Source organism: Mesorhizobium sp. M1004, assembly GCF_040318795.1.
GTDB lineage: Bacteria > Pseudomonadota > Alphaproteobacteria > Rhizobiales > Rhizobiaceae > Mesorhizobium.
This window is the reverse complement of the sequence record NZ_JAMYNB010000006.1, coordinates 1-19927: the sequence shown is the minus strand read 5'-3', so window position 1 is coordinate 19927 and position 19927 is coordinate 1. Positions and strand designations below refer to the sequence as shown.

Here is a 19927-nt window from a genome sequence, read left to right as displayed (position 1 = left end):
TCGCCTCACGGTGGCGGGCTTTTTCCCCTAAGCTAGCGATTTGCGGACTTCCTCCGCGCGCCGCTCCTGCGCTTCACGTAGCATCTCGGCTCTCTCAGATGCCGTTTTGTCGGCGGCGAGCTTCCTCGATTGATCTCCGTCCGGCAACCGCAGAGGTACAGCAAACACGACCCTGCTAACTGACTGCGAGCGACTGTCTTTGCCGCCTTCGGCGCCGAGCCCCCAAACTCTGATAGATCCCTTGCCGCCGACGGATGATTCAGCCGTAACAGCCACATCGAAGTCTACGCGGGCGAACACGCCGTACTCAGGGATCACGGACAGATTGCTGCCCAGAACGACATGTAATGCGGCGTTAACGTTCTTGCCAAGGTCCGTCTCCTGAACCTTCGTTACGCCGGCCAGGATTTGCCGCATTGTCTCAGAGATAAACTCGTCGAGATCCATCGGTTTGCCTCTCTCCCATGTCGGGTCCGTGCGACACGACGTGCCCGATCCTCGCAGTAAAGAGTTGGGACCGCAATTGGCCCCGTGAAGGAGTTCCCTAGCGGCAACCGGCCGAACATTGAGGGAACAAACCGCCAATTTCGTGTTGCAGTGATGTTGCAATGACAACAAGGTACAGGACGGGACATGCCCGGAATACAAGGGTTTGCGCGTTACAGAGCGGGAAAACCCATGCAACACGGTTCGGTCGCGGCCTTGTGCGCTAACTTCCTGATTTGCTTGAGCAATCGTTTGGCTGGGGAACCTGGATTCGAACCAGGACTAACGGAGTCAGAGTCCGTGGGTCTACCGTTAACCTATTCCCCAGCAGGCGCTGTCGCGCTGGTGGGCCGCCGAAGCAGCCGCGCGTGCCTTGTAGCCGCCGCCGGAAAATAGTCAAGCCTAAGCTGCGTTTCAATCACAGCGTTTCATAGGGGCAATTACGCCCGGGTGGCGCGCCGCACCCAATGATCCTCAGCTCTCTGTCCGGCTGTATTGCGAATGCTCGAAGAACAGCACCACGCCGAGCGCGATCAGCAGCGGGATGATCAGGTAGAACAGCCGGAACACCAGAAGTGCCGCCAGCACGCCGACCGGGTCCATATCAGACAGTCCGGCGAGGAACACGACCTCGAACACGCCGAGCCCGCCCGGCGCGTGCGAGATCTGCGCAACCGAGAACGACACCAGGAACACGCCGAGGATGACGAAATAGCCGGGATTGCCGGCAACGGGCAGGGCAAAGAAGATGATCGCCGCCGCCGCCAGAAGCTCGATCGGGCCGATCAGCAATTGCCGCGCCACGATCGGCAGCGCCGGATAGTGCAACTGGAAGCCGGCGATTTTCAGCGGCTTCAGATGCAGCCAGCTGCCGAAGATGTAGGCGCCGACCAGGATCAGCAAAGCGATGCCGGCGGCGATCGCCAGCCCGTGGTGCGGGGCGCCGGAAAAGCGGTCGATGATCGCAGGCTCGAACACCAGCACCAGGCCGCCGACCAGAATGCTGGAGAGCACGAAGGTGATCCAGCAGATCGCCACCAGAATGCCGACATCCTGGCCGGTCAGGCCCCTGGTGCCGTAGGCGCGGTAGCGGATCACGGCGCCCGAAAACACCGAGCCGCCGATATTGTGCGACAGCGCGTAGGTGGTGAAGGAGCAGAAGGTGACGAACAGCCACGACACTCGTCTGCCGATATGCAAGAGCGCGATGTGGTCATAGCCGGCGAGCGAGGCATAGGCGACCACCGAGCTCAGTGCCGCCAGCACCCAGCCGCGCGTCGGGATGGCTGATATGCCGTCCCAGACGTCGTCGATCGAGATGCCGCGCAACTCATGCCACAGCAACAACAGCGACCCGATGACCGCCGCGACACCGATGACCGGCCACAGATAGCGCTTCCAATTCGTGGCCCCCCAATTCATGGAGTTGTCGTCATGTGTTGCTGCCCATCGCCCAGGCGGGCGTTAAAACGTCCGCGATTCACCAATTCCCCCTCATTTCAGAAATGCCTCATTGAAGCCGGCTATTCAACCGGCAAGGGTGAGCAGCCGGTTCGCCAACGGCGAATTCGTCGTGCCAGTGGCAAGATGAAAAGGCTAGCGAACGCCGGGACGCTGCAAAGCAGCGGGGACGTGGCAGGACGCAGCCGGCAAAATTTGGCCCCTTGCTCTTGGTGATCCGGTCCGGCGCTGCTACTCTGGCGGCAACTTAAAATTTTTAAGCGCCTGCTGCGTCCGGTTTTCCGGTTCGCGCGGCGCCGGAAGGAACTGAAGTGGAAGACCACGACACCGGCGCTGGCGCGCCGGAAGTGGGCGTGTCCAGGGCTTCGCCGCCGTCAGGCGGGCCAAGCCCATCCGCCGGGCGGCCCCGCCAGGCGGGGCCTCAGTCCGGTAACGGACAGGCCGGCGAAGCCCAGCATCAGCGAGGCAAGGCGAGAAAGCGGCGCAAGCGCCGGCGTGGGCGCAAGGTTTTTGCGCGCGACGACAGCCCTCTCGCAACGGCCGAAGCGGTTAGTGCGCCGGCCTCAGTCGGCCCGGCCGCTCCAGCGCCGGTGCCTTTGCCCTCGGCGCCACAATCCCGACCGGAACAGCCCATGCATCGTCCGCCGATGCAGGAACTGCCGGTGTTTGCCGCGCTCGATCTCGGCACCAACAATTGCCGGCTTTTGGTCGCGGTGCCGCAGCGCCATGGCCAGTTCCGCGTCATCGACGCCTTCTCGCGCATCGTCAGGCTGGGCGAGGGGCTGACGGCGAATGGGCACCTGAGCCAGGCGGCGATGGACCGCGCCGTCGAGGCGCTGAAGATCTGCGGCGACAAATTGCGCAACCGCAAGATCAGGAAAGCCCGGCTGATCGCCACCGAGGCCTGCCGCACCGCCGACAATGGCGTCGAATTCCTGCAGCGCGTCGAACGAGAGGCGGGGTTGAAGTTGGAAATCATCGACCGCCAGACCGAGGCGCGGCTTGCTGTATCCGGCTGCGGCTCGCTGGTCGAGCGCGACACGCAAGGCGTGGTGCTGTTCGACATTGGCGGCGGCTCGTCCGAAATCGCGCTGATCGACCTCACCGGCCAGCGCTCGCCGCGGCTTGCCAACCACATCGTGTCGTGGACGTCGCTTCCGGTCGGCGTTGTCTCGCTGGCCGAGCGTTTTGGCGGCCGCACGGTGACGCGCGAGATCTTTGCCGCCATGGTCGACGACGTCGCGGTGCGGCTAAAATCCTTTGATGGCCGCGACCGGTTGAGCCACGTGCTGACCAGCCCGAAATTCCATCTGCTGGGCACATCCGGCACGGTGACGACGCTGGCCGGCGTCCATCTCGACCTCGAACGCTACGACCGGCGCCGCGTCGACGGGCTGTGGATGGACCGCGACAGCGTCGACCGCATGGTCGAAAAACTGGTCGGCTGGGATTTCCAGCAGCGCTGCGCCAACCCGTGCATCGGCGCCGACCGTGCCGATCTTGTGCTGGCCGGCTGTGCTATACTCGAAGCCATCCGCGCGGTATGGCCGTCGGAGCGCCTGCGCGTCGCCGACCGGGGCTTACGCGAAGGGATTTTGAGCGAGCTGATGGCCGATGACGGCGTCTGGCGCAACAGTGGGCGGGGCCGAGCATGATCCGCATTGCTTTGGTGAACGGTCGACCCCCACTCCGTCGAGCTTCGCTCGACACCTCTCCCCCGATCGACGGGGTAGAGGAAGGGCGCGAACTTATGCAGACCAGCGCCTTTCCTCTCCCTCCGGAGGGGGGAGAGGTGGCGCCGCGAAGCGGCGACGGAGTGGGGGAAGCCCTTCGCGAAACGCGAAGCCGCCGAAAAACGGCGGCAACTCGGCGAGTGCAAAAACTCAAACAAGAAAATAAGTCATGACAAAGAAGCCGGAAAAGCCGGGCTCCGCCAGTATTCGTGTCCTCAAAACGCGGATCAAGAAGAAGTCGGGCCTGAAAGAATCGTCGCGCCGCTGGCTGCAGCGCCACATCAATGATCCCTATGTCCAGCGCTCCAAGGCCGACGGCTATCGCTCGCGCGCGGCCTACAAGCTGATCGAGATCGATGACAAGCATCATCTGCTGAAACCCGGCATGAAGGTCATCGATCTCGGTGCGGCCCCCGGCGGCTGGTGCCAGGTGGCGGCCGCGAGGACGAAATCGACGGCTGATAATCCACATGTCATCGGCATCGACTATCTCGAAATGGATGCGGTACCGGGTGCGCCGGTGCTGCTGATGGATTTCCTCGACCCGGAAGCGCCGCAAAAGCTCGCCGAGGCGCTGGGCGGCGACCCTGATATCGTGTTGTCCGACATGGCCGCGCCGACGACGGGTCATAAGCGAACCGACCACATCCGCACCATGCATTTGTGTGAGGTGGCCGCCGATTTCGCGCTGTCGGTGCTGAAGCCGGGCGGGCACTTTTTGGCCAAGACGTTTCAAGGCGGCGCCGAAAACGAGCTGCTGTCGATGCTCAAGAAGAACTTCCGCTCGGTGCACCACGTCAAGCCGCCGGCGTCGCGGGATGAGTCGGTGGAACTGTATTTGCTGGCGAAGGATTTTAAGGGCAGAGACGGCACGGCGTGAAAGACGCTTCGTAGCGTTCCGTCCCTCTGTCCTGCCGGACATCTCCCCGCAAGGGAGGAGATTGGCAGGTGCGACCGCCTCGTCATTCCTTCAACCTTGCAAGATTGGCGAAAGCCGCGGTGACATCCGATCTCCCCCTTTGCGGGGGAGATGGCCGGCAGGCCAGAGGGGGGTGTAAAGGATTGCCGACGTCAATGATTTTCGTCACGCCGACCGCCTACTTCCCAGCCGTGCTCACCGGCCCCAGTGTCTTCGGCGTCGTCATCCGGCCATGACCCGACACGGCGTTGCCGGCATCCGGCGCCAGCCGCATGAACGATACCGACGCCGCCGCTGACACGGCCGCCACGATAAAGAAGGCGATGTGGAAATCGCCGAGCGCCAGCGGTCCGCCATGGATCGAGGTCGAGACTTCCAGGATGCCGCCGGCCAGCGCCACGCCGAGCGCGATCGACAACTGCTGGAACACCGCCGTGATCGGCGTTGCCTTGCTGGTGTCTTCGGCCGACACCTCGGCATAGGAGAGCGCGTTGACGCCGGTGAAGAACATCGAGCGGATGAAGCCGCCGACCAGCAATATGGCCAGCATCAGCGCGTAAGGCGTCTCGGGCGTGAACAGGCCGTAGATGGCGATCGATGCGGCCGCGATCAGCGAGCCCCAGATCAGCACCCGGCGGAAGCCGGCGAGCCGGAAGATCAGCGCAGTGACGAACTTCATGCCAATGGCGCCGATGGCCGAGACGAAGGTGATCATGCCCGACTGGAACGGCGTCAGCCCGAAGCCGATCTGGAACATCAGGGGCAACAGGAACGGCACCGCGCCGATACCGATGCGAAACAGCGAGCCGCCGAGCACCGAGGAGCGGAACACCTGGTTGCGGAACAGTTCCAGCGCCAACAGGGGATTCTTGGCGCGCCGCGCATGCAGCAGATAGAGCACGCCGGAAATCAGCCCGACCGCCACGGTGATGAGGCCGGTCGCCGGCGGCAGATAGGGCAGGCTGACCACCGACAGGCCGAAGACGACGCCGGAGGCCGCCAGCCCGCTCAGCACGAAACCGACGAAATCGAGCGGCGGCGTCTCCATCGAGTCGGTTTGCGGCAGGAAGCGCGTCGCCAGCCAGATGCCGATCAGGCCGATCGGCACGTTGATCAGAAAGATCCAGTGCCAGGTGAAATAGGTGGTGATGAAGCCGCCTATCGGTGGTCCCACAAGCGGGCCGACCAGCGCCGGCACCGTCAGCCACGACATGGCGGCAACCAGCTCGCTCTTCGGCGTCGCGCGCACCAGCACCAGGCGGCCGACCGGCGTCATCATGGCGCCGCCTATGCCTTGCAGGAAGCGCGAGACGACGAAGGCCAGCAGTGAATTGGAGATGGCGCAGCAGACCGAGCCGACGATGAACACGCCGATCGCGGCGCGAAAAATGGTCTTGGCGCCAAACCGGTCGGCCATCCAGCCGCTGATCGGAATGAAGATGGCCAGCGACACCAGATAGGCGGTCAGCGCCAGCTTGAGCGCGATCGGGCTGGTGTGGATGTCGATGGCGATCGCCGGCAGCGATGTCGCAATGACGGTCGAATCCATGTTTTCCATGAACAAGGCGACCGCCAGAATGAGAGGAATGATGCGGTTCAACGAACGCGTCCGAACTGGCCAAAAATTGCGTGCCGACCAATCCAGGCAATGAAAAGGCGGGGCAAGCGATACGAACCGGCGGTTATCACGCCTCAGGCGCGATGTCGCATTAATTTGCTGTCACTTTTGTGCGACCGCGCGCGGACAAGAGGCGTTGCTGCGTTTCTGCACAAAGGATGAAACTGGCGAAAATCGACCCTCTCCTGGGCAGGTCCGCCGAATAGGAGATGACCGGCTTTTCATCGGCGCCGCGACGTGTTACCAGCCAGCGCCAATCCTGAAAGGGAAGAAACGAGTCGGCGCTGTCCATTTCGGTCCAGCGCTTTTTTGTATTCTCCCGGCGCTTTTCGTATCCGAGGACTGGCCATGGCAAAAATCATCGAAACGTCCACCGGCGCGCTGGCGCTGACCTTTGACGACGTGCTGTTGCAGCCCGGTCATTCCGAGGTCATGCCCGGTGAGACCGACATCCGCACCCGCATCGCCACCGACATCGACCTCAATGTGCCGATCCTGTCGGCCGCCATGGACACCGTCACCGAGGCGCGGCTCGCCATCGCCATGGCGCAGGCCGGCGGCATCGGCGTCATCCACCGCAATTTCTCGCCGGCCGAACAGGCCGAGCAGGTGCGTCAGGTCAAGAAGTTCGAATCGGGCATGGTCATCAATCCGGTCACCATCGGCCCCGACGCCACGCTCGCCGACGCGCTGGCGCTGATGCGCACCTATTCCATCTCGGGCATTCCGGTGGTCGAGAATGGCGGCACCGGCGGCCAGAAGATCGGCCGCCTCGTCGGCATCCTGACCAACCGCGACGTGCGCTTCGCCTCCGATCCGGGGCAGAAAGTCTACGAATTGATGACCCGTGAGAACCTGATCACGGTCAAGGAGAATGTCGACCAGGACGAGGCCAAGCGGCTGCTGCACCAGCACCGCATCGAAAAGCTCGTCGTCGTGGACAAGTCCGGCAATTGCGTCGGCCTGATCACCGTCAAGGACATCGAGAAGTCGCAGCTCAACCCGCACGCCACCAAGGATGCGCAGGGGCGCCTGCGGGCGGCGGCCGCCACCAGCGTCGGCGATGACGGCTTCGAGCGCGCCGAGCGGTTGATCGATGCCGGTGTCGACCTCCTGGTCATCGACACCGCGCATGGCCATTCGCAGCGCGTGCTCGATGCGGTGACGCGGGCCAAGAAGCTTTCCAATTCCGTCCGCATCCTGGCCGGCAACGTCGCCACCGCCGAAGGCACGCAGGCGCTGATCGACGCCGGCGCCGATGCCGTCAAGGTCGGCATCGGCCCGGGCTCGATCTGCACCACGCGCATCGTCGCCGGCGTCGGCGTGCCGCAGCTTTCGGCGATCATGTCGGCGGTCGAGACGGCGCATAGATCCGGCGTGTCGGTCATCGCCGACGGCGGCATCAAATATTCGGGCGATCTGGCCAAGGCGCTTGCCGCCGGCGCCAGTGCGGCCATGATCGGCTCGCTGCTCGCCGGGACCGATGAAAGCCCGGGCGAGGTCTATCTGCACCAGGGCCGCTCCTTCAAGGCCTATCGCGGCATGGGCTCTGTCGGCGCAATGGCGCGCGGCTCGGCCGATCGCTACTTCCAGGCCGAGGTTCGCGACACGCTGAAACTGGTCCCGGAAGGCATTGAAGGGCAGGTGCCCTACAAGGGACCTGTGTCTGGCGTGCTGCACCAGCTTGCGGGCGGGCTAAAAGCCGCTATGGGTTATGTCGGTGGCCGCGACCTTGCCGATTTTCGCGAACGCGCCACCTTTGTGCGCATATCCAACGCCGGACTTCGTGAAAGCCACGCCCATGACGTCACGATTACCCGCGAAAGCCCGAACTATCCTGGCGGAGCCTGACCGGCAGCCAGAGCGGTACATGCTCTGGCGCCACCAGGCGACGATCGTGCTGCGGCTGGCGCGCCATGCCGGCGCGCTGTGCTTTGCCGCCGCGGCGGTTTTCATCATCATGACGCTGCTGGAATTCTTCTATTTCCGCCGGCTGAGCGGTGGCCTGCCGTCGCTCGACGTGCGCCTTGGCGGGTTCACGCCCGACGAGGGCATGGCCTGGCTGACGGCACTCGGCCGACGCGGCAGCGAGATCATCCTGGTCTGGCACTATTTGACTTTCGATCTTCTCTTCCCGGCGCTGCTGTCGCTCACCATGGTCAGCCTGATCCTGGCAACCGGGCGGCGGCTGAAGAATTTTCGTGCCATGCCGGTGCAGCTTCAGGCGCTGTTCGCGCTGGTCATCGTGCTGCCCTACACATGCGCCGACTACGCCCAGAACATTGCGGTGGCGCGGCTCTTGTCCGATGCGCTGTCGGCCAACCCGGATTCTCTGTCTTTCGCCTCGTCGCTGATCGTCACCAAATTCGCGCTGCTGGCGATCCCCGTCATCGTCATCGCGTTTTTGATCCTTGCCGCCCAGCGGCGTCCACAGGCATGAACGACAGAGCAGGGGCAACGCCATGAGCCAGACCGCGATTTTCTGGCCGATGCTGGCGCAGGTGTTGCTCGTCTATATCGTCTATGTCGTGATGGGCCGGCGCCGCTACGGCGCGGTCAAATCGGGCGAGGCCAAGGTCGGTCAATACAAGGTGCGCACGACCGAGCCCGGGTCGAGCGTCACGGTTGCCAACAATCTCATCAACCAGTTCGAACTGCCGGTGCTGTTTTATGTGCTGTGTCTGGCGCTGCACGCGACCAATGGCGTCAATTATCTGACCCTGGCCTTGATGTGGATTTTCGTGATTTCCCGCTATGGCCACGCCTGGGTCCACCTCACCAGCAACAACCTGCGGTTTCGCAGCCGCGCCTTCTACGTCGGCGCGATCATTCTCTTGCTGGCATGGATATGGTTCGCGCTGCACCTGCTCGGAGCGGTGTAGGGCAGTTGTTTACCCTCCCCCTTGTGGGGAGGGTCGCTCCGCGCAGCGGAGCGGGGTGGGGGTCTACAAATCGAACACCGCGATCTTGCGCTTGTCGAACTTGATGCCGATTTCGCCGCGCACCAGCTTCAGTGCGGCTTCGCCGAACACCGTACGCCGCCATCCCTGCAGCGCCGGCACGTCTGCGGCTTCGCCTTCGGCGGCAATGCGGTCGATGTCATCGCTGGACGCAAGCACTTTCGAGGCGACGCCTTCCTTCTCGGCGACGATCCGCAACAGCACTTTCAGCAGCTCGGAGGCGGCATTGGAGCCCTCGGGCGGCTGAAAGCTCTTGGGCAGCTTCGGCATCTCTTCGCGGGGCAAAGCGAGCGCCGTGTTGACCGCGCCAAGCAATGCGGTAGCCGTCGACGAACGCTCCCAGCCTTTCGGCGTCGTGCGCAGCTTGCCCAACGCTGCCGCATCGCGCGGCGCCTGCTGGGCGACCTCGTATATGGCGTCGTCCTTGAGCACCCGGCCGCGCGGCACGTCACGCTCGCGCGCCTCGCGTTCGCGCCATGCCGCCACCGTCTGCACGATCGCCAGCTCCTGCGGCTTGCGCAGCCGCATCTTCAGCCGCTTCCAGGCGTCTTCGGGGTGCGGATCGTAGGTCTCGCGCGAAGTCAGCACCTCCATTTCCTCGTTCAGCCAATGGGCGCGGTTTTCCCGCTCCAGTTCGGCGCTGAGGTGCTTGTAGACGTCGATCAGATGGGTGACGTCGGCCAGCGCATAATCGAGCTGCTTGTCCGACAGTGGCCGGTGGCGCCAGTCGGTGAAACGCGAGGATTTGTCGAGCCGTGCGCCGGTGATGCGCTGCACCAGCTGATCGTAGGAGACGCTGTCGCCGAAGCCGCACACCATGGCCGCGACCTGGGTGTCGAACACCGGATGCGGCACCAGATCGCCGAGATGGACGATGATTTCAATGTCCTGGCGCGCGGCATGGAAAACCTTGACCACCGCTTCATTGGCCATCAGCCGGAAGAATGGGGCGAGGTTGATGTCGGGCGCCAGCGGGTCGATCAGCGCGGTGACGCCTGGCGCCGCCATCTGGATCAGGCACAGAATCGGCCAGAATGTCGTTTCGCGGATGAATTCGGTGTCGACGGTGACGAAATCCGACTTTTCAAAAGCGGCGAGAACGGACTCGAGCTCATTTTGGGTGGTGATGACGTGCATCAAATCGCTTTTTAGTAACGGGTAAGGTTCTCTTTCAATTTCAGCCATGGGCGCTTTCGTCAAGCCGCCCTTCGGTCAAGTATCAGCCGATCCGTCGGAATCGCCATTTCTGCGCGCCAGCCGCGCGAAGACGGTTGATGTGCGCAGCAGCGCCGTGAAGCGGCTGCGCTTGCCCGCCGGCACGCTGCCGCGCACCTGCATGCGGTAGAGAATGACGGCGATGAGGGTGGCGTAGACGACTGCGCTGAAGACAAACAGGGCGCCCGGTCCGAAATGTTGCATCACTGCGGACGCCGCGAAGGGGCCACCAATGGCGCCGAAGGAATAGAACAGCATCAAGGCGGCATTGATCAGCACGAACTCGCCCTTGTCGGCGCGGTCGTTGGAATGCGCCGCCGACAGCGAATAGAGCGGCATGGCGAAGCTGCCGAAGATGAAGACGATGATCAAATTGAGGGTCGGATCGGCGCCGGCGACGAAGACCAGCGCCAGCGCCGCGAACATGGCGCCGCATGTCGTGGCCAGAAGCACCGCGCGCCGATCCCAGCGGTCGGAGAGGTAGCCCAGCGGATACTGGATGAGGGCGCCGCCGAAGATGCCGACGCTGACGAAGGTGACGACATCGGCGACCGACATGCCGATCTGTTCGGCATAGACCGGCGACAGCGTGCGGAAGGCGCTGTTGGTGACGCCGACGCAGATGCAGCCGAAGCAGCCGAGCGGCGAAATCCGCCAGACGCGGGCGAGATCGAGCTTGACGTCTTCCGGTGGCGTCGGGTTGGAGCGGTCGCCGAGCGACACCGGAACCAGCGACAGCGTGATCATCATCGACATGATGGCGAAGATGGCAAAGCCGCCCGGGCCGAAGATCGGGATCAGGAACTGTGCGCCGGTCACCGAGCCGATATCGACCATGCGGTAGATGGCCAGCACGCGCGCACGATCCTTGTTTTCGACGCCGGAGTTCAGCCAGGCTTCCATCACGGTGAACAGGCCGGCAAAGCAGAAACCGCCGGCAAAGCGCACCGCGCACCACATCACCGGATCGATCACCAGCACCAGGAGCAGCGTACTGGCCGCGGCGATGGCGGCCAGTGCTGAAAACGTCCGGACATGGCCGACTGCCTTGAGGATACGGGTGACGGCCAGGCACCCCAACAGGAAGCCGGCGAAATAGAATGTGCCCATCAGGCCGATGTCGGAGGCGGAAAACCCCTCCTGCGCCCCGCGCAGCGCGATCAGCGTGCCCTGCAGCCCGTTGCCGCCAAGCAGGATGCCGGCGGCGATGAGGAGCGGGATCAGCGGGCGGATGGAGGACATGCGGAACCGTTGCTTAGAGCATGATCCCGAAAAGTGGGAACCGGTTTTCGGAAAAAGATCATGCTTCGACAAAGAGCTGGATGAGTGTGACGATTCGACGAAACGTCATACTCGTCTAGGTGGCTCCACAGTTCTGAACCATCGGTGTGGCCAATGCCAGTGGCTTATCCCGCCGCCAACAGGTGTGTGGCTTCAAGTGCGGCCGTTCAAGCTCCGTCGGCCCTCGCCAAAGCTTCGCTCGCCGGCGCAGGCTTGCCCCGGGCAGCCCTTCGGCCAAGCGAGCCGGCGGTCAGCAGGCTGAGCATGATGAACGGGATGCCGATACCGAAGGCCGAGCGGATGCCCCAATGGTCGGAGACGAAACCGAGCAGCGGCGGGCCGAGCAGGAAGGCGACGAAGGAAATCTGCGACAGCGCCGCGACATTGATCGTCGCGGAGCGGTCCGTCCGCTGGGCTGCCGCCGAGATCGCCAGCGGAAAGAGCACGCTGCTGCCGATGCCAAGTAGCGCAAAGCCCAGCATCGATACGAGCGGGGCAGGCGAGAAGAAGACGAGCAGCACGCCCACCGCCATCGTCGCCAGCAGCACCCGCGCCACGACGCTCGGCGAGTGGCGGTCGACAAAGGAGTCGGCAAAGAAGCGCGTGCTCGCTTGCGAGAATGCAAACAGCGCCACTGTGAAGCCGGCGACGAAAGGGCCCGCATCGAACACGGTGCGCATGTAGATTGCCGACCAGTCGATGCTGGCGCCTTCCATCAGCATCGCCGACAGTGTCACCGCGACGAGGACGAGGATCGGCAGCGTCGGCCGCGCCAGCGTTGGCGCCGTCTCGTCATTGCCGGCGAAGCGGCTCGGCGCCGGTTCGTAACCGCCGAGAAACAGCGCGATTCCTGTCGCCACCATCGGTACGACAATCGCCAGGTGCAGTTGCGGCGAAATGCCGAGATGCGCAAGCGCGGCGCCGAACAGGCCGGCGCCGAAAAAGCCAATACTCCAGAACGAATGCGCCCGGTTCATGATCCGGCGCTTGAGCAGGAATTCGGTTCTGTCGGCCTCGACATTGAGAATGATCTCGACGCTGCCGATCATCAGGCCGACCGGAAACAGCATCAGGAACAGCGCAAGCGGCCCAGGCGCATGCACGGCAATGGCAAAGACAACCGACAAGAGCGGCACCAGCCCGAGCAGCGCGCGGCGGAAGCCGACGCGCTCCAGGATCGGCGCCGCCAGCGTCAGCGCGGTCAAGGTGCCGATCGGCGTCCCGATCAGGCTGAGCCCGAGCGTGCCGTCTCCTATGCCCATGGCATGCTTGATGTCGGGCAGCCGCGGGAAGATTTGGCCCATGGCGAACGAATAGATCGCAAAGCCGGCGTAGACCCGGTGTTGCGGAGCGAGGCGGAGGCCAAAGGTCATGACGATGCTTTCGGGGAAGAGAGCCGGAGATTGTCGTTGATATCCCCTTATCTTGCACAAACATGTAAATCGTGCAAGAACGTGCACAAAGAAAACAGGATCATGCAATGCTGACCGATGAGCGGCATCAAATCATTCGCGATCGCCTGGCCGTCGAGGGAAGGGTGCTGGCCGGCGAGCTGGCAGGCCGCTTCGGCGTTTCGGAAGACACGGTTCGCCGCGACCTCAGGGAGTTGGCCAAGGCCGGGCAGTGCCGCCGCGTCTATGGCGGCGCGGTCGCGGCCGCACCCTTCGCGGCCACGCCGGTCGGCCTGCGCGCCGGCCATGCGGTCGAAGAAAAGACGCGGCTGGCCCGCGCGACCGTGGCACTGCTTTCGCGCGGACAGACCCTGTTCATCGACAGCGGCTCGACCAATGCCGCGATCGCCAGGGCCGTCCCGCGCGACCTCGATCTGACCGTCGCCACCAACTCGCTCGAAATTGCCACTGTCCTGTCAAACCACGCTTTGGTCGAGCTGATTGTGCTTGGGGGACGGTTCGACCGCCACCTCGGCGCCTGCGTCGGCGCCGACACGCTTGCCGCCGTCGCGCAACTTGGCGCGGACCTGTTTGTTCTCGGATCCTGCGGTCTCGATGCGTCGCGCGGCGTCACGGCCTTCGATTCGGCTGAGGCCGAGGTAAAGCGGGCCATGGCCAAGAACAGCGCAGGCATCGTCATCGCTGTAACCAACGACAAGCTGGCCACAGCCGCACCCTACCGGGTTGCCAGGCCAGAGGCGATCCGCCACCTCGTGGTCGAAAAGACCGCGCCGGCCGCGATCCTCGCCGACTTCGAACGCCAGGGCGCTGAAATCCACTTCGCTTGAACAATGGGCCTGCGCCGGATCACCCGACTTGCCTTGACAAATCGGGCCTCCCATGCGCTTTTCGCGCAAATTTTGGACCGGGCTTTGATGCTTCGGCCCGCAACCAGAACACCCCGGAATTTTGACATGACAATGCATCGTTACCGCAGCCATACCTGTGCCCAGTTGAGAAAGAGCGATGTCGGCTCGACCGTTCGCCTATCGGGCTGGGTGCATCGCGTGCGCGACCATGGCGGCCTGCTGTTCATCGATCTGCGCGACCATTACGGCCTGACCCAGATCGTCGCCGATCCGGATTCGCCCGCCTTCAAGGTGGCCGAGACGCTGCGTGGCGAATGGGTGATCCGCGTCGACGGCGAGGTCAAGGCGCGCCTGCCCGACACCACCAACGCCAACCTGCCGACCGGCGAGATCGAGATCTTTGCCCGCGAGATCGAGGTGCTGTCGGCAGCCAAGGAATTGCCGCTGCCGGTGTTCGGCGAGCCCGACTATCCCGAAGACATCCGCCTGAAGTATCGCTTCCTCGACCTGCGCCGCGAGACGCTGCACAGGAACATCGTGGCGCGCACGAAAATCATCGCCGAGATGCGCAAGCGCATGACCGATGTCGGCTTCACCGAATTCTCGACGCCGATCCTGACGGCCTCGTCGCCGGAAGGCGCGCGCGACTTCCTGGTGCCGTCGCGGATCCATCCCGGCACCTTCTACGCGCTGCCGCAGGCGCCGCAGCAGTACAAGCAGCTGATCATGGTTTCGGGCTTCGACCGCTATTTCCAGATCGCGCCCTGCTTCCGCGACGAGGACCCGCGCGCCGACCGCCTGCCCGGCGAATTCTACCAGCTCGACCTCGAGATGAGCTTCGTCGAGCAGGACGACGTGCTGTCGACCATGGAACCGGTGATGCGGGGCGTCTTCGAGACTTTCGCCAACGGCAAGCCGGTGACGCAGACATTCCAGCGCATCCCGTACGATGTCGCGATGCGCAAATACGGCTCCGACAAGCCGGACCTGCGCAACCCGATCGAGATGCAGGCCGTCTCCGACCATTTCCGCGATTCCGGCTTCAAGGTCTTCGCCAACATCCTGGCCAACGATCCGAAGGCCGAAGTGTGGGGCATTCCGGCCAAGACCGGCGGCAGCCGCGCCTTCTGCGACCGCATGAACTCGTGGGCGCAGGGCGAGGGCCAGCCGGGACTGGGTTACATCTTCTGGCGCAAGGAAGGCGACAAGCTTGAAGGCGCCGGTCCGCTGGCCAAGAACATCGGCGAGGAGCGCACCGAGGCGATCCGTCAGCAGCTTGGCCTTGCCGATGGCGACGCCGCCTTCTTTGTCGCCGGCGATCCGAAGAAGTTCGTCACCTTCGCAGGCGCCGCACGCACGCGCGCCGGCGAGGAGCTGAACCTTGTCGACCGCGAGCGTTTTGAACTGTGCTGGATTATCGACTTCCCCTTCTATGAATGGGACGAGGAGGCGAAAGCGATCGATTTTGCCCACAACCCGTTCTCGATGCCGCAAGGTGGTATGGAAGCTCTGACGACCAAGGATCCGCTGGAAATCAAGGCCTTCCAGTACGACATGGTTTGCAACGGCTTCGAGATCGCCTCGGGCGGCATCCGCAACCATCTGCCCGAAACCATGGTCAAGGCATTCGAGATACGCGGCCTCGACCGCCAGACCGTCGAGGAGCGTTTTGGCGGCCTCTATCGCGCCTTCCAGTATGGCGCGCCGCCGCATGGCGGCATGGCGGCCGGCGTCGACCGCGTGGTCATGCTGCTGGTCGGCGCCAAGAACCTGCGAGAGATCACCATGTTCCCGATGAACCAGCAGGCCTACGATTTGTTGATGAACGCGCCCTCGGAGGCGTCGCCGCAGCAGTTGCGTGATCTGTCGCTGCGTGTCGCGGCAGTGAAGAAGGACTGACGGCAGCGTTGCAACTGCCCTTTCTCCCCGTCTCTATTCGGGGAGAAATGTCCGGCAGGACAATGAGGGGCAGCACGCATGCAGGCGATTGGCGAACGGCCTTAGCAGTTGGCGCCTTCTGACAATCGGTTCAGCATCGAACTACAATTTGCAGGCGTTGGCGCCGCCCCTCATCTGCCTGCCGGCACCTTCTCCCCGTATAGTGACGGGGAGAAGGGAGCTAACTTCGATCAGTCTTCGTTGGCCTTGACGTGGACGCCCAGCGTCTTGGTCAGGTCGGCCGGGTTGGACATGGCGCCGGCCATGATCAGCGCGAACGGCACCGCTGCCGGCGGCTCGGCCGAAATCTCGAGGCTCTTCGGATCGTCGAGGTACTTGCTCACCGCAGCCGTCACTTCGGCGGTCAGTTCGGGATTGTTGAGCTGCGCCATGCCGAACGGCACGATCGCCTTGGCCTGGTTGGCGATGTCCTTGCCCGACATGCCCTGCTGCTTGCCGACATATTCAAGCACCTTGCCGGTCAGCGAATCGTCGTCGAAGCGGATCGATGCGCTGTTGAAGGAAAGCTGCTGCAACAGGCCGAGCAGCGCCATGCCTTGTGCCGAATTGTCGGCGCCTTCGGGCTGCGCCGCCATCTTCTTCTGCATCTCCTGCAGCGACTTGACGAAGTCGACCGTGTAGCCGCCGAGGCCGAAGGTCATGCCGAGCGTGCCGGCATTCTCGACCGAGATGTCGTATTTCGACAGGTCCATCTTGCCGTCGCTCGGCTGCCAGGTGCCGCCGATTTCGATATTGCCCGAGATGTTCTGGTAGCCGAGGGCCTCGATGGCTTCCTTGGATTTCGCATCGTCGACCAGGGTCAGGTCGGCGTTGAACTTTTCCGTGGTGGCGGAAAACTCCATCGCCTTGCCGTCGGCCGGCGGCGTGATCTGGACAGCAAGCCCATCCACCGAGAAGGCGGTCTTGTCGGCAACCTTGACCGTCAGGTTTTCGAGTTCGGCCGACTTGTAGATCATCATCGAGCCGAGCGGGCCTGTAGCGCCCTCAGCCGGGATGTTGGCGTCGTGGATGACGAAGGGGGTGAGGTTGAGCGTGACGCCGTCCTTGCTATGCTCGAAGGCCGAAGTCGTGATGGTAGCGACATCGAAGCCGCCATTGGCTTCGGTCACGCCCTCGAGCTTGACGTCGCCGATCGGCAGCGCCTCCTTTTCGGCCGCCGGTTTGACCGACACGCCCTGCAGCACCATGCTGGAATTGTCGCCGGTAACGCCGGTCCAGGTGATATCGACGCCCTGGACGGCAAGTGCGGCCTTCAGTCGGTCGGCAACTGCCGTGTCTTGCGCAAAGGCGGCATTCAGCGGCAGCGTCAGCAAAAAGGTCGAAAAAGCAAGTTTCTTGAGTGTCGAACGTTGGATTGTCATCGCGAGTTCCCTGAGAGAGTCCTGAAAAAGTGTTTTCTCAATTCTACGCCATCACCATTCCGTGACGAACTGGACGGGAAAAAGGCGCCTTCCCGCAGATTTGTCGAAAATCACGGCGAAAGGCAAATCGGAGCGGGAGCCTTCGCCTGATGCGGTGAATATGTCATGAAGGTCGGGCTCCCCTGCGTACCGTCTCCTGCCTTAGAGAGGGCGTGTAACAGATTGATGTTGGTTGGCAACAGCACTGCTACCGTTGCTGTTGCACAGGGACGGCAAGGGGGAACATGAAGTCCGTCACATCCATTGTCGGACCTTGAGCCGCCCTCGTAAGCTCAAAGGCTGCAAAGTGCGGATTTCCGCAGCCCCGCCTTGCCGCGAATCACCCGCTCGGCTAGTCCAGCCGCATGGGAAAAAGGATTTTGCCGCCTGAAAATGGCGGCGGTGACCACATCGAACCGGTCGATCTGAAGAAGGCGCTGGAAGAGCGCTATCTCGCCTATGCGCTCTCGACCATCATGCACCGGGCGCTGCCTGACGTGCGCGACGGGCTGAAGCCTGTGCATCGCCGCATCATGCATGCCATGCGGCTGCTCAGGCTCAACCCCGACCAGGGCTTTGCCAAATGCGCCCGCATTGTCGGCGACGTGATGGGCAAGTTCCATCCGCACGGCGACCAGTCGATCTACGATGCGCTGGTGCGCCTGGCGCAGGATTTCTCCATGCGCTATCCCCTCGTCGACGGGCAGGGCAATTTCGGCAATATCGACGGCGATAACGCCGCCGCCATGCGCTATACCGAGGCGCGCATGACCGAGGTGGCGAGCGATTTGCTTGCCGGCATCACCGAGGACGCCGTCGATTTCCGGCCAACCTACAATGAAGAGGACGAGGAGCCCGTAGTGCTTCCCGGCGCCTTCCCGAATCTGCTCGCCAACGGTTCCTCCGGCATTGCGGTCGGCATGGCTACCTCCATCCCGCCGCACAATGCCGCCGAGCTTTGCGACGCAGCGCTGCAGTTGATCGAGCAGCCGGACGCGCCGGTGACAAAGCTGATGGAGTTCGTCCAGGGGCCGGATTTCCCGACCGGCGGCATCATCGTAGACAGCCGCGCATCCATCCTGGAGGCCTATGAGACCGGCCGCGGCGGTTTTCGCGTGCGCGCCAAATGGGGCCAGGAGGATCAGGGCAGGGGCACCTGGAGCATCGTCGTCACTGAAATCCCCTACGGCATCCAGAAGGCCAGGCTGATCGAGAAGATCGCCGAGCTTTTGATCGCGCGCAAATTGCCGCTGCTCGAGGATGTCAGGGATGAAAGCGCCGAGGACGTCCGCATTGTGCTCGTACCGAAGAGCCGTTCGGTCGATCCCGGCATTCTGATGGAATCGCTGTTCAAGCTGACCGAGCTCGAAAGCCGCTTTCCCCTCAACATGAACGTTTTGTCGCGGGGCAAGGTGCCTAACGTCCTGTCGCTGAAGGGCGTGCTGAAGGAGTGGCTCGACCATCGGCGCGATGTGCTGATCCGCCGCTCGAAGCATCGGCTTGGCGAGATCGAGAAGCGGCTGGAAATCCTTGCCGGCTACCTGATCGCCTATCTCAACATCGACGAGGTCATCAGGATCATCCGCGAGGAGGATGAGCCCAAGCAGGTGATGATGGCCCGTTGGTCGCTCACCGACACCCAGGCCGAAGCCATCCTCAACATGCGGCTGCGGGCCCTGCGCAAGCTGGAAGAGTTCGAGATCCGCAAGGAGTTCGACGGTCTCACCACCGAGAAGAAGCAGATCGAGGCATTGCTCGCATCCGACGCCAAGCAATGGTCGACGATCAAATGGGAAGTCACGCAGGTTCGCGACAAGTTCGGCCCCGAGACCGAACTCGGCAAGCGCCGCACCCAGTTCGCCGACGCGCCGGAGCATGATCTGACCGACATTGCGCACGCCATGATCGAGCGCGAGCCGGTCACCGTGGTGGTCTCGGAAAAGGGCTGGCTGCGGGCGATGAAAGGCCATCTGGCCGACCATTCCACGCTCACCTTCAAGGAAGGCGACAGCCTCAAGCTCGCCTTCCATGCCCAGACCACCGACAAGATCCTGGTCTTCACCACCGGCGGAAAATTCTACACCATCGGCGCCGACCGGCTGCCGGGCGGCCGCGGCCATGGCGAACCGATCCGCATCATCGTCGACATGGACAACGACCAGGACATCGTCACCGCCTTCGTCCACGACCCGAAGCGCAAGCTGCTGCTCGTCTCCTACGATGCCAATGGTTTCGTCGTGCCGGAGGAGGAGGTCGTCGCCAACACCCGAAAGGGCAAGCAGGTGATGAACGTCAAGGCGCCCGACGAGGCCAAGGCCTGCGTCCCGGTGTCAGGCGATCATCTCGCAATTGTCGGCGAGAACCGCAAGATGCTGGTGTTTGCGCTCTCCGAAATTCCCGAGATGGGCCGCGGCAAGGGCGTTCGCCTGCAGAAATACAAGGATGGCGGTCTGCTCGACCTGAAACCCTTCACGCTGGCGAGCGGCCTGTCCTGGCAGGATTCCGCCGACCGCACCTTCGTCAGGTCGCGCGAGGAGCTGGCGGAATGGATCGGCGCGAGAGCGTCGGCCGGTCGCATGGTGCCGAAGGGATTCCCGCGGACGGGGAAATTTGGTTGAAGCTGCTGATCTCCCCC

General features: G+C 63.3%; 16 protein-coding genes and 1 tRNA gene. 8 read left to right on the top strand and 9 right to left on the bottom strand.

Annotation, left to right across the window (positions count from 1 at the left end; genetic code table 11):
• Positions 1-27: 27 nt before the first annotated feature.
• The 3 genes from NKH54_RS13985 to NKH54_RS13975 all read right to left on the bottom strand — a co-directional run bounded on the left by NKH54_RS13985 (position 28) and on the right by NKH54_RS13975 (position 1908).
• Positions 28-447: a hypothetical protein gene (locus tag NKH54_RS13985; RefSeq protein ID WP_353028402.1), complete on the bottom strand. Its 420-nt coding sequence runs from the start codon at positions 445-447 to the stop codon at positions 28-30.
• Between the two features lie 292 nt (positions 448-739).
• Positions 740-813, bottom strand: a tRNA-Gln gene (locus NKH54_RS13980).
• 147 nt (positions 814-960) lie between these two features.
• Entirely contained in the window at positions 961-1908 is a 948-nt protein-coding gene (locus tag NKH54_RS13975) for a lysylphosphatidylglycerol synthase domain-containing protein (protein WP_353028401.1), read from the bottom strand.
• Between the two features lie 350 nt (positions 1909-2258).
• Between NKH54_RS13975 and NKH54_RS13970 the strand changes: the two genes are divergently transcribed.
• Both NKH54_RS13970 and NKH54_RS13965 read left to right on the top strand, forming a co-directional pair.
• Entirely contained in the window at positions 2259-3602 is a 1344-nt protein-coding gene (locus NKH54_RS13970; protein ID WP_353028400.1) for a Ppx/GppA phosphatase family protein, read from the top strand.
• A gap of 247 nt (positions 3603-3849) precedes the next feature.
• On the top strand, positions 3850-4560 hold the full coding sequence (locus NKH54_RS13965; protein ID WP_023694903.1) for an RlmE family RNA methyltransferase: 711 nt from the start codon (positions 3850-3852) through the stop codon (positions 4558-4560).
• A gap of 217 nt (positions 4561-4777) precedes the next feature.
• Here the strand turns inward: NKH54_RS13965 and NKH54_RS13960 are convergent, their stop codons facing one another.
• Together NKH54_RS13960 and NKH54_RS13955 are read right to left on the bottom strand one after the other, a co-directional pair.
• Positions 4778-6199 (bottom strand): MFS transporter, encoded by a 1422-nt coding sequence (locus tag NKH54_RS13960; protein ID WP_353028399.1) that lies wholly within the window; start codon positions 6197-6199, stop codon positions 4778-4780.
• 109 nt (positions 6200-6308) lie between these two features.
• Positions 6309-6509 carry a hypothetical protein gene (locus NKH54_RS13955; protein ID WP_031198005.1) on the bottom strand — a complete coding sequence of 67 codons (201 nt, stop codon included), beginning with the start codon at positions 6507-6509 and terminating at the stop codon, positions 6309-6311.
• A gap of 56 nt (positions 6510-6565) precedes the next feature.
• Between NKH54_RS13955 and guaB the strand changes: the two genes are divergently transcribed.
• From guaB to NKH54_RS13940, 3 genes are read left to right on the top strand one after another with little or no spacing between them, the layout of a single operon-like run.
• Positions 6566-8068 carry an IMP dehydrogenase gene (gene guaB, locus NKH54_RS13950; protein ID WP_023734161.1) on the top strand — a complete coding sequence of 501 codons (1503 nt, stop codon included), beginning with the start codon at positions 6566-6568 and terminating at the stop codon, positions 8066-8068.
• 19 nt (positions 8069-8087) lie between these two features.
• Positions 8088-8657 carry a hypothetical protein gene (locus tag NKH54_RS13945; protein ID WP_023749016.1) on the top strand — a complete coding sequence of 190 codons (570 nt, stop codon included), beginning with the start codon at positions 8088-8090 and terminating at the stop codon, positions 8655-8657.
• Between the two features lie 22 nt (positions 8658-8679).
• Positions 8680-9099, top strand: a complete 420-nt coding sequence (locus NKH54_RS13940) for an MAPEG family protein (protein ID WP_023673032.1) — start codon at positions 8680-8682, stop codon at positions 9097-9099.
• 63 nt (positions 9100-9162) lie between these two features.
• Here the strand turns inward: NKH54_RS13940 and rnd are convergent, their stop codons facing one another.
• The 3 genes from rnd to NKH54_RS13925 all read right to left on the bottom strand — a co-directional run bounded on the left by rnd (position 9163) and on the right by NKH54_RS13925 (position 13046).
• Positions 9163-10314 (bottom strand): ribonuclease D, encoded by a 1152-nt coding sequence (gene rnd, locus NKH54_RS13935; protein WP_023708785.1) that lies wholly within the window; start codon positions 10312-10314, stop codon positions 9163-9165.
• Between the two features lie 75 nt (positions 10315-10389).
• Positions 10390-11634 (bottom strand): MFS transporter, encoded by a 1245-nt coding sequence (locus NKH54_RS13930; protein WP_023750462.1) that lies wholly within the window; start codon positions 11632-11634, stop codon positions 10390-10392.
• A 206-nt stretch (positions 11635-11840) separates the two neighbouring features.
• On the bottom strand, positions 11841-13046 hold the full coding sequence (locus NKH54_RS13925) for an MFS transporter (protein ID WP_353028398.1): 1206 nt from the start codon (positions 13044-13046) through the stop codon (positions 11841-11843).
• Positions 13047-13153: 107 nt separating this feature from the next.
• Between NKH54_RS13925 and NKH54_RS13920 the strand changes: the two genes are divergently transcribed.
• Entirely contained in the window at positions 13154-13912 is a 759-nt protein-coding gene (locus tag NKH54_RS13920) for a DeoR/GlpR family DNA-binding transcription regulator (RefSeq protein WP_353028397.1), read from the top strand.
• A 132-nt stretch (positions 13913-14044) separates the two neighbouring features.
• The gene (aspS, locus tag NKH54_RS13915) at positions 14045-15832 is read left to right on the top strand and encodes an aspartate--tRNA ligase (RefSeq protein WP_023819607.1); all 1788 of its coding nucleotides are present in this window, start codon (positions 14045-14047) and stop codon (positions 15830-15832) included.
• Between the two features lie 230 nt (positions 15833-16062).
• Here aspS and NKH54_RS13910 read toward each other — a convergent pair whose 3' ends face one another.
• A complete protein-coding gene (locus NKH54_RS13910; RefSeq protein ID WP_023697470.1) occupies positions 16063-17253 on the bottom strand; it encodes an aq_1923 C-terminal domain in 1191 nt (396 codons plus the stop codon).
• Between the two features lie 404 nt (positions 17254-17657).
• Between NKH54_RS13910 and parC the strand changes: the two genes are divergently transcribed.
• Positions 17658-19910, top strand: a complete 2253-nt coding sequence (parC, locus tag NKH54_RS13905) for a DNA topoisomerase IV subunit A (protein ID WP_023673024.1) — start codon at positions 17658-17660, stop codon at positions 19908-19910.
• Positions 19911-19927 lie beyond the last annotated feature (17 nt).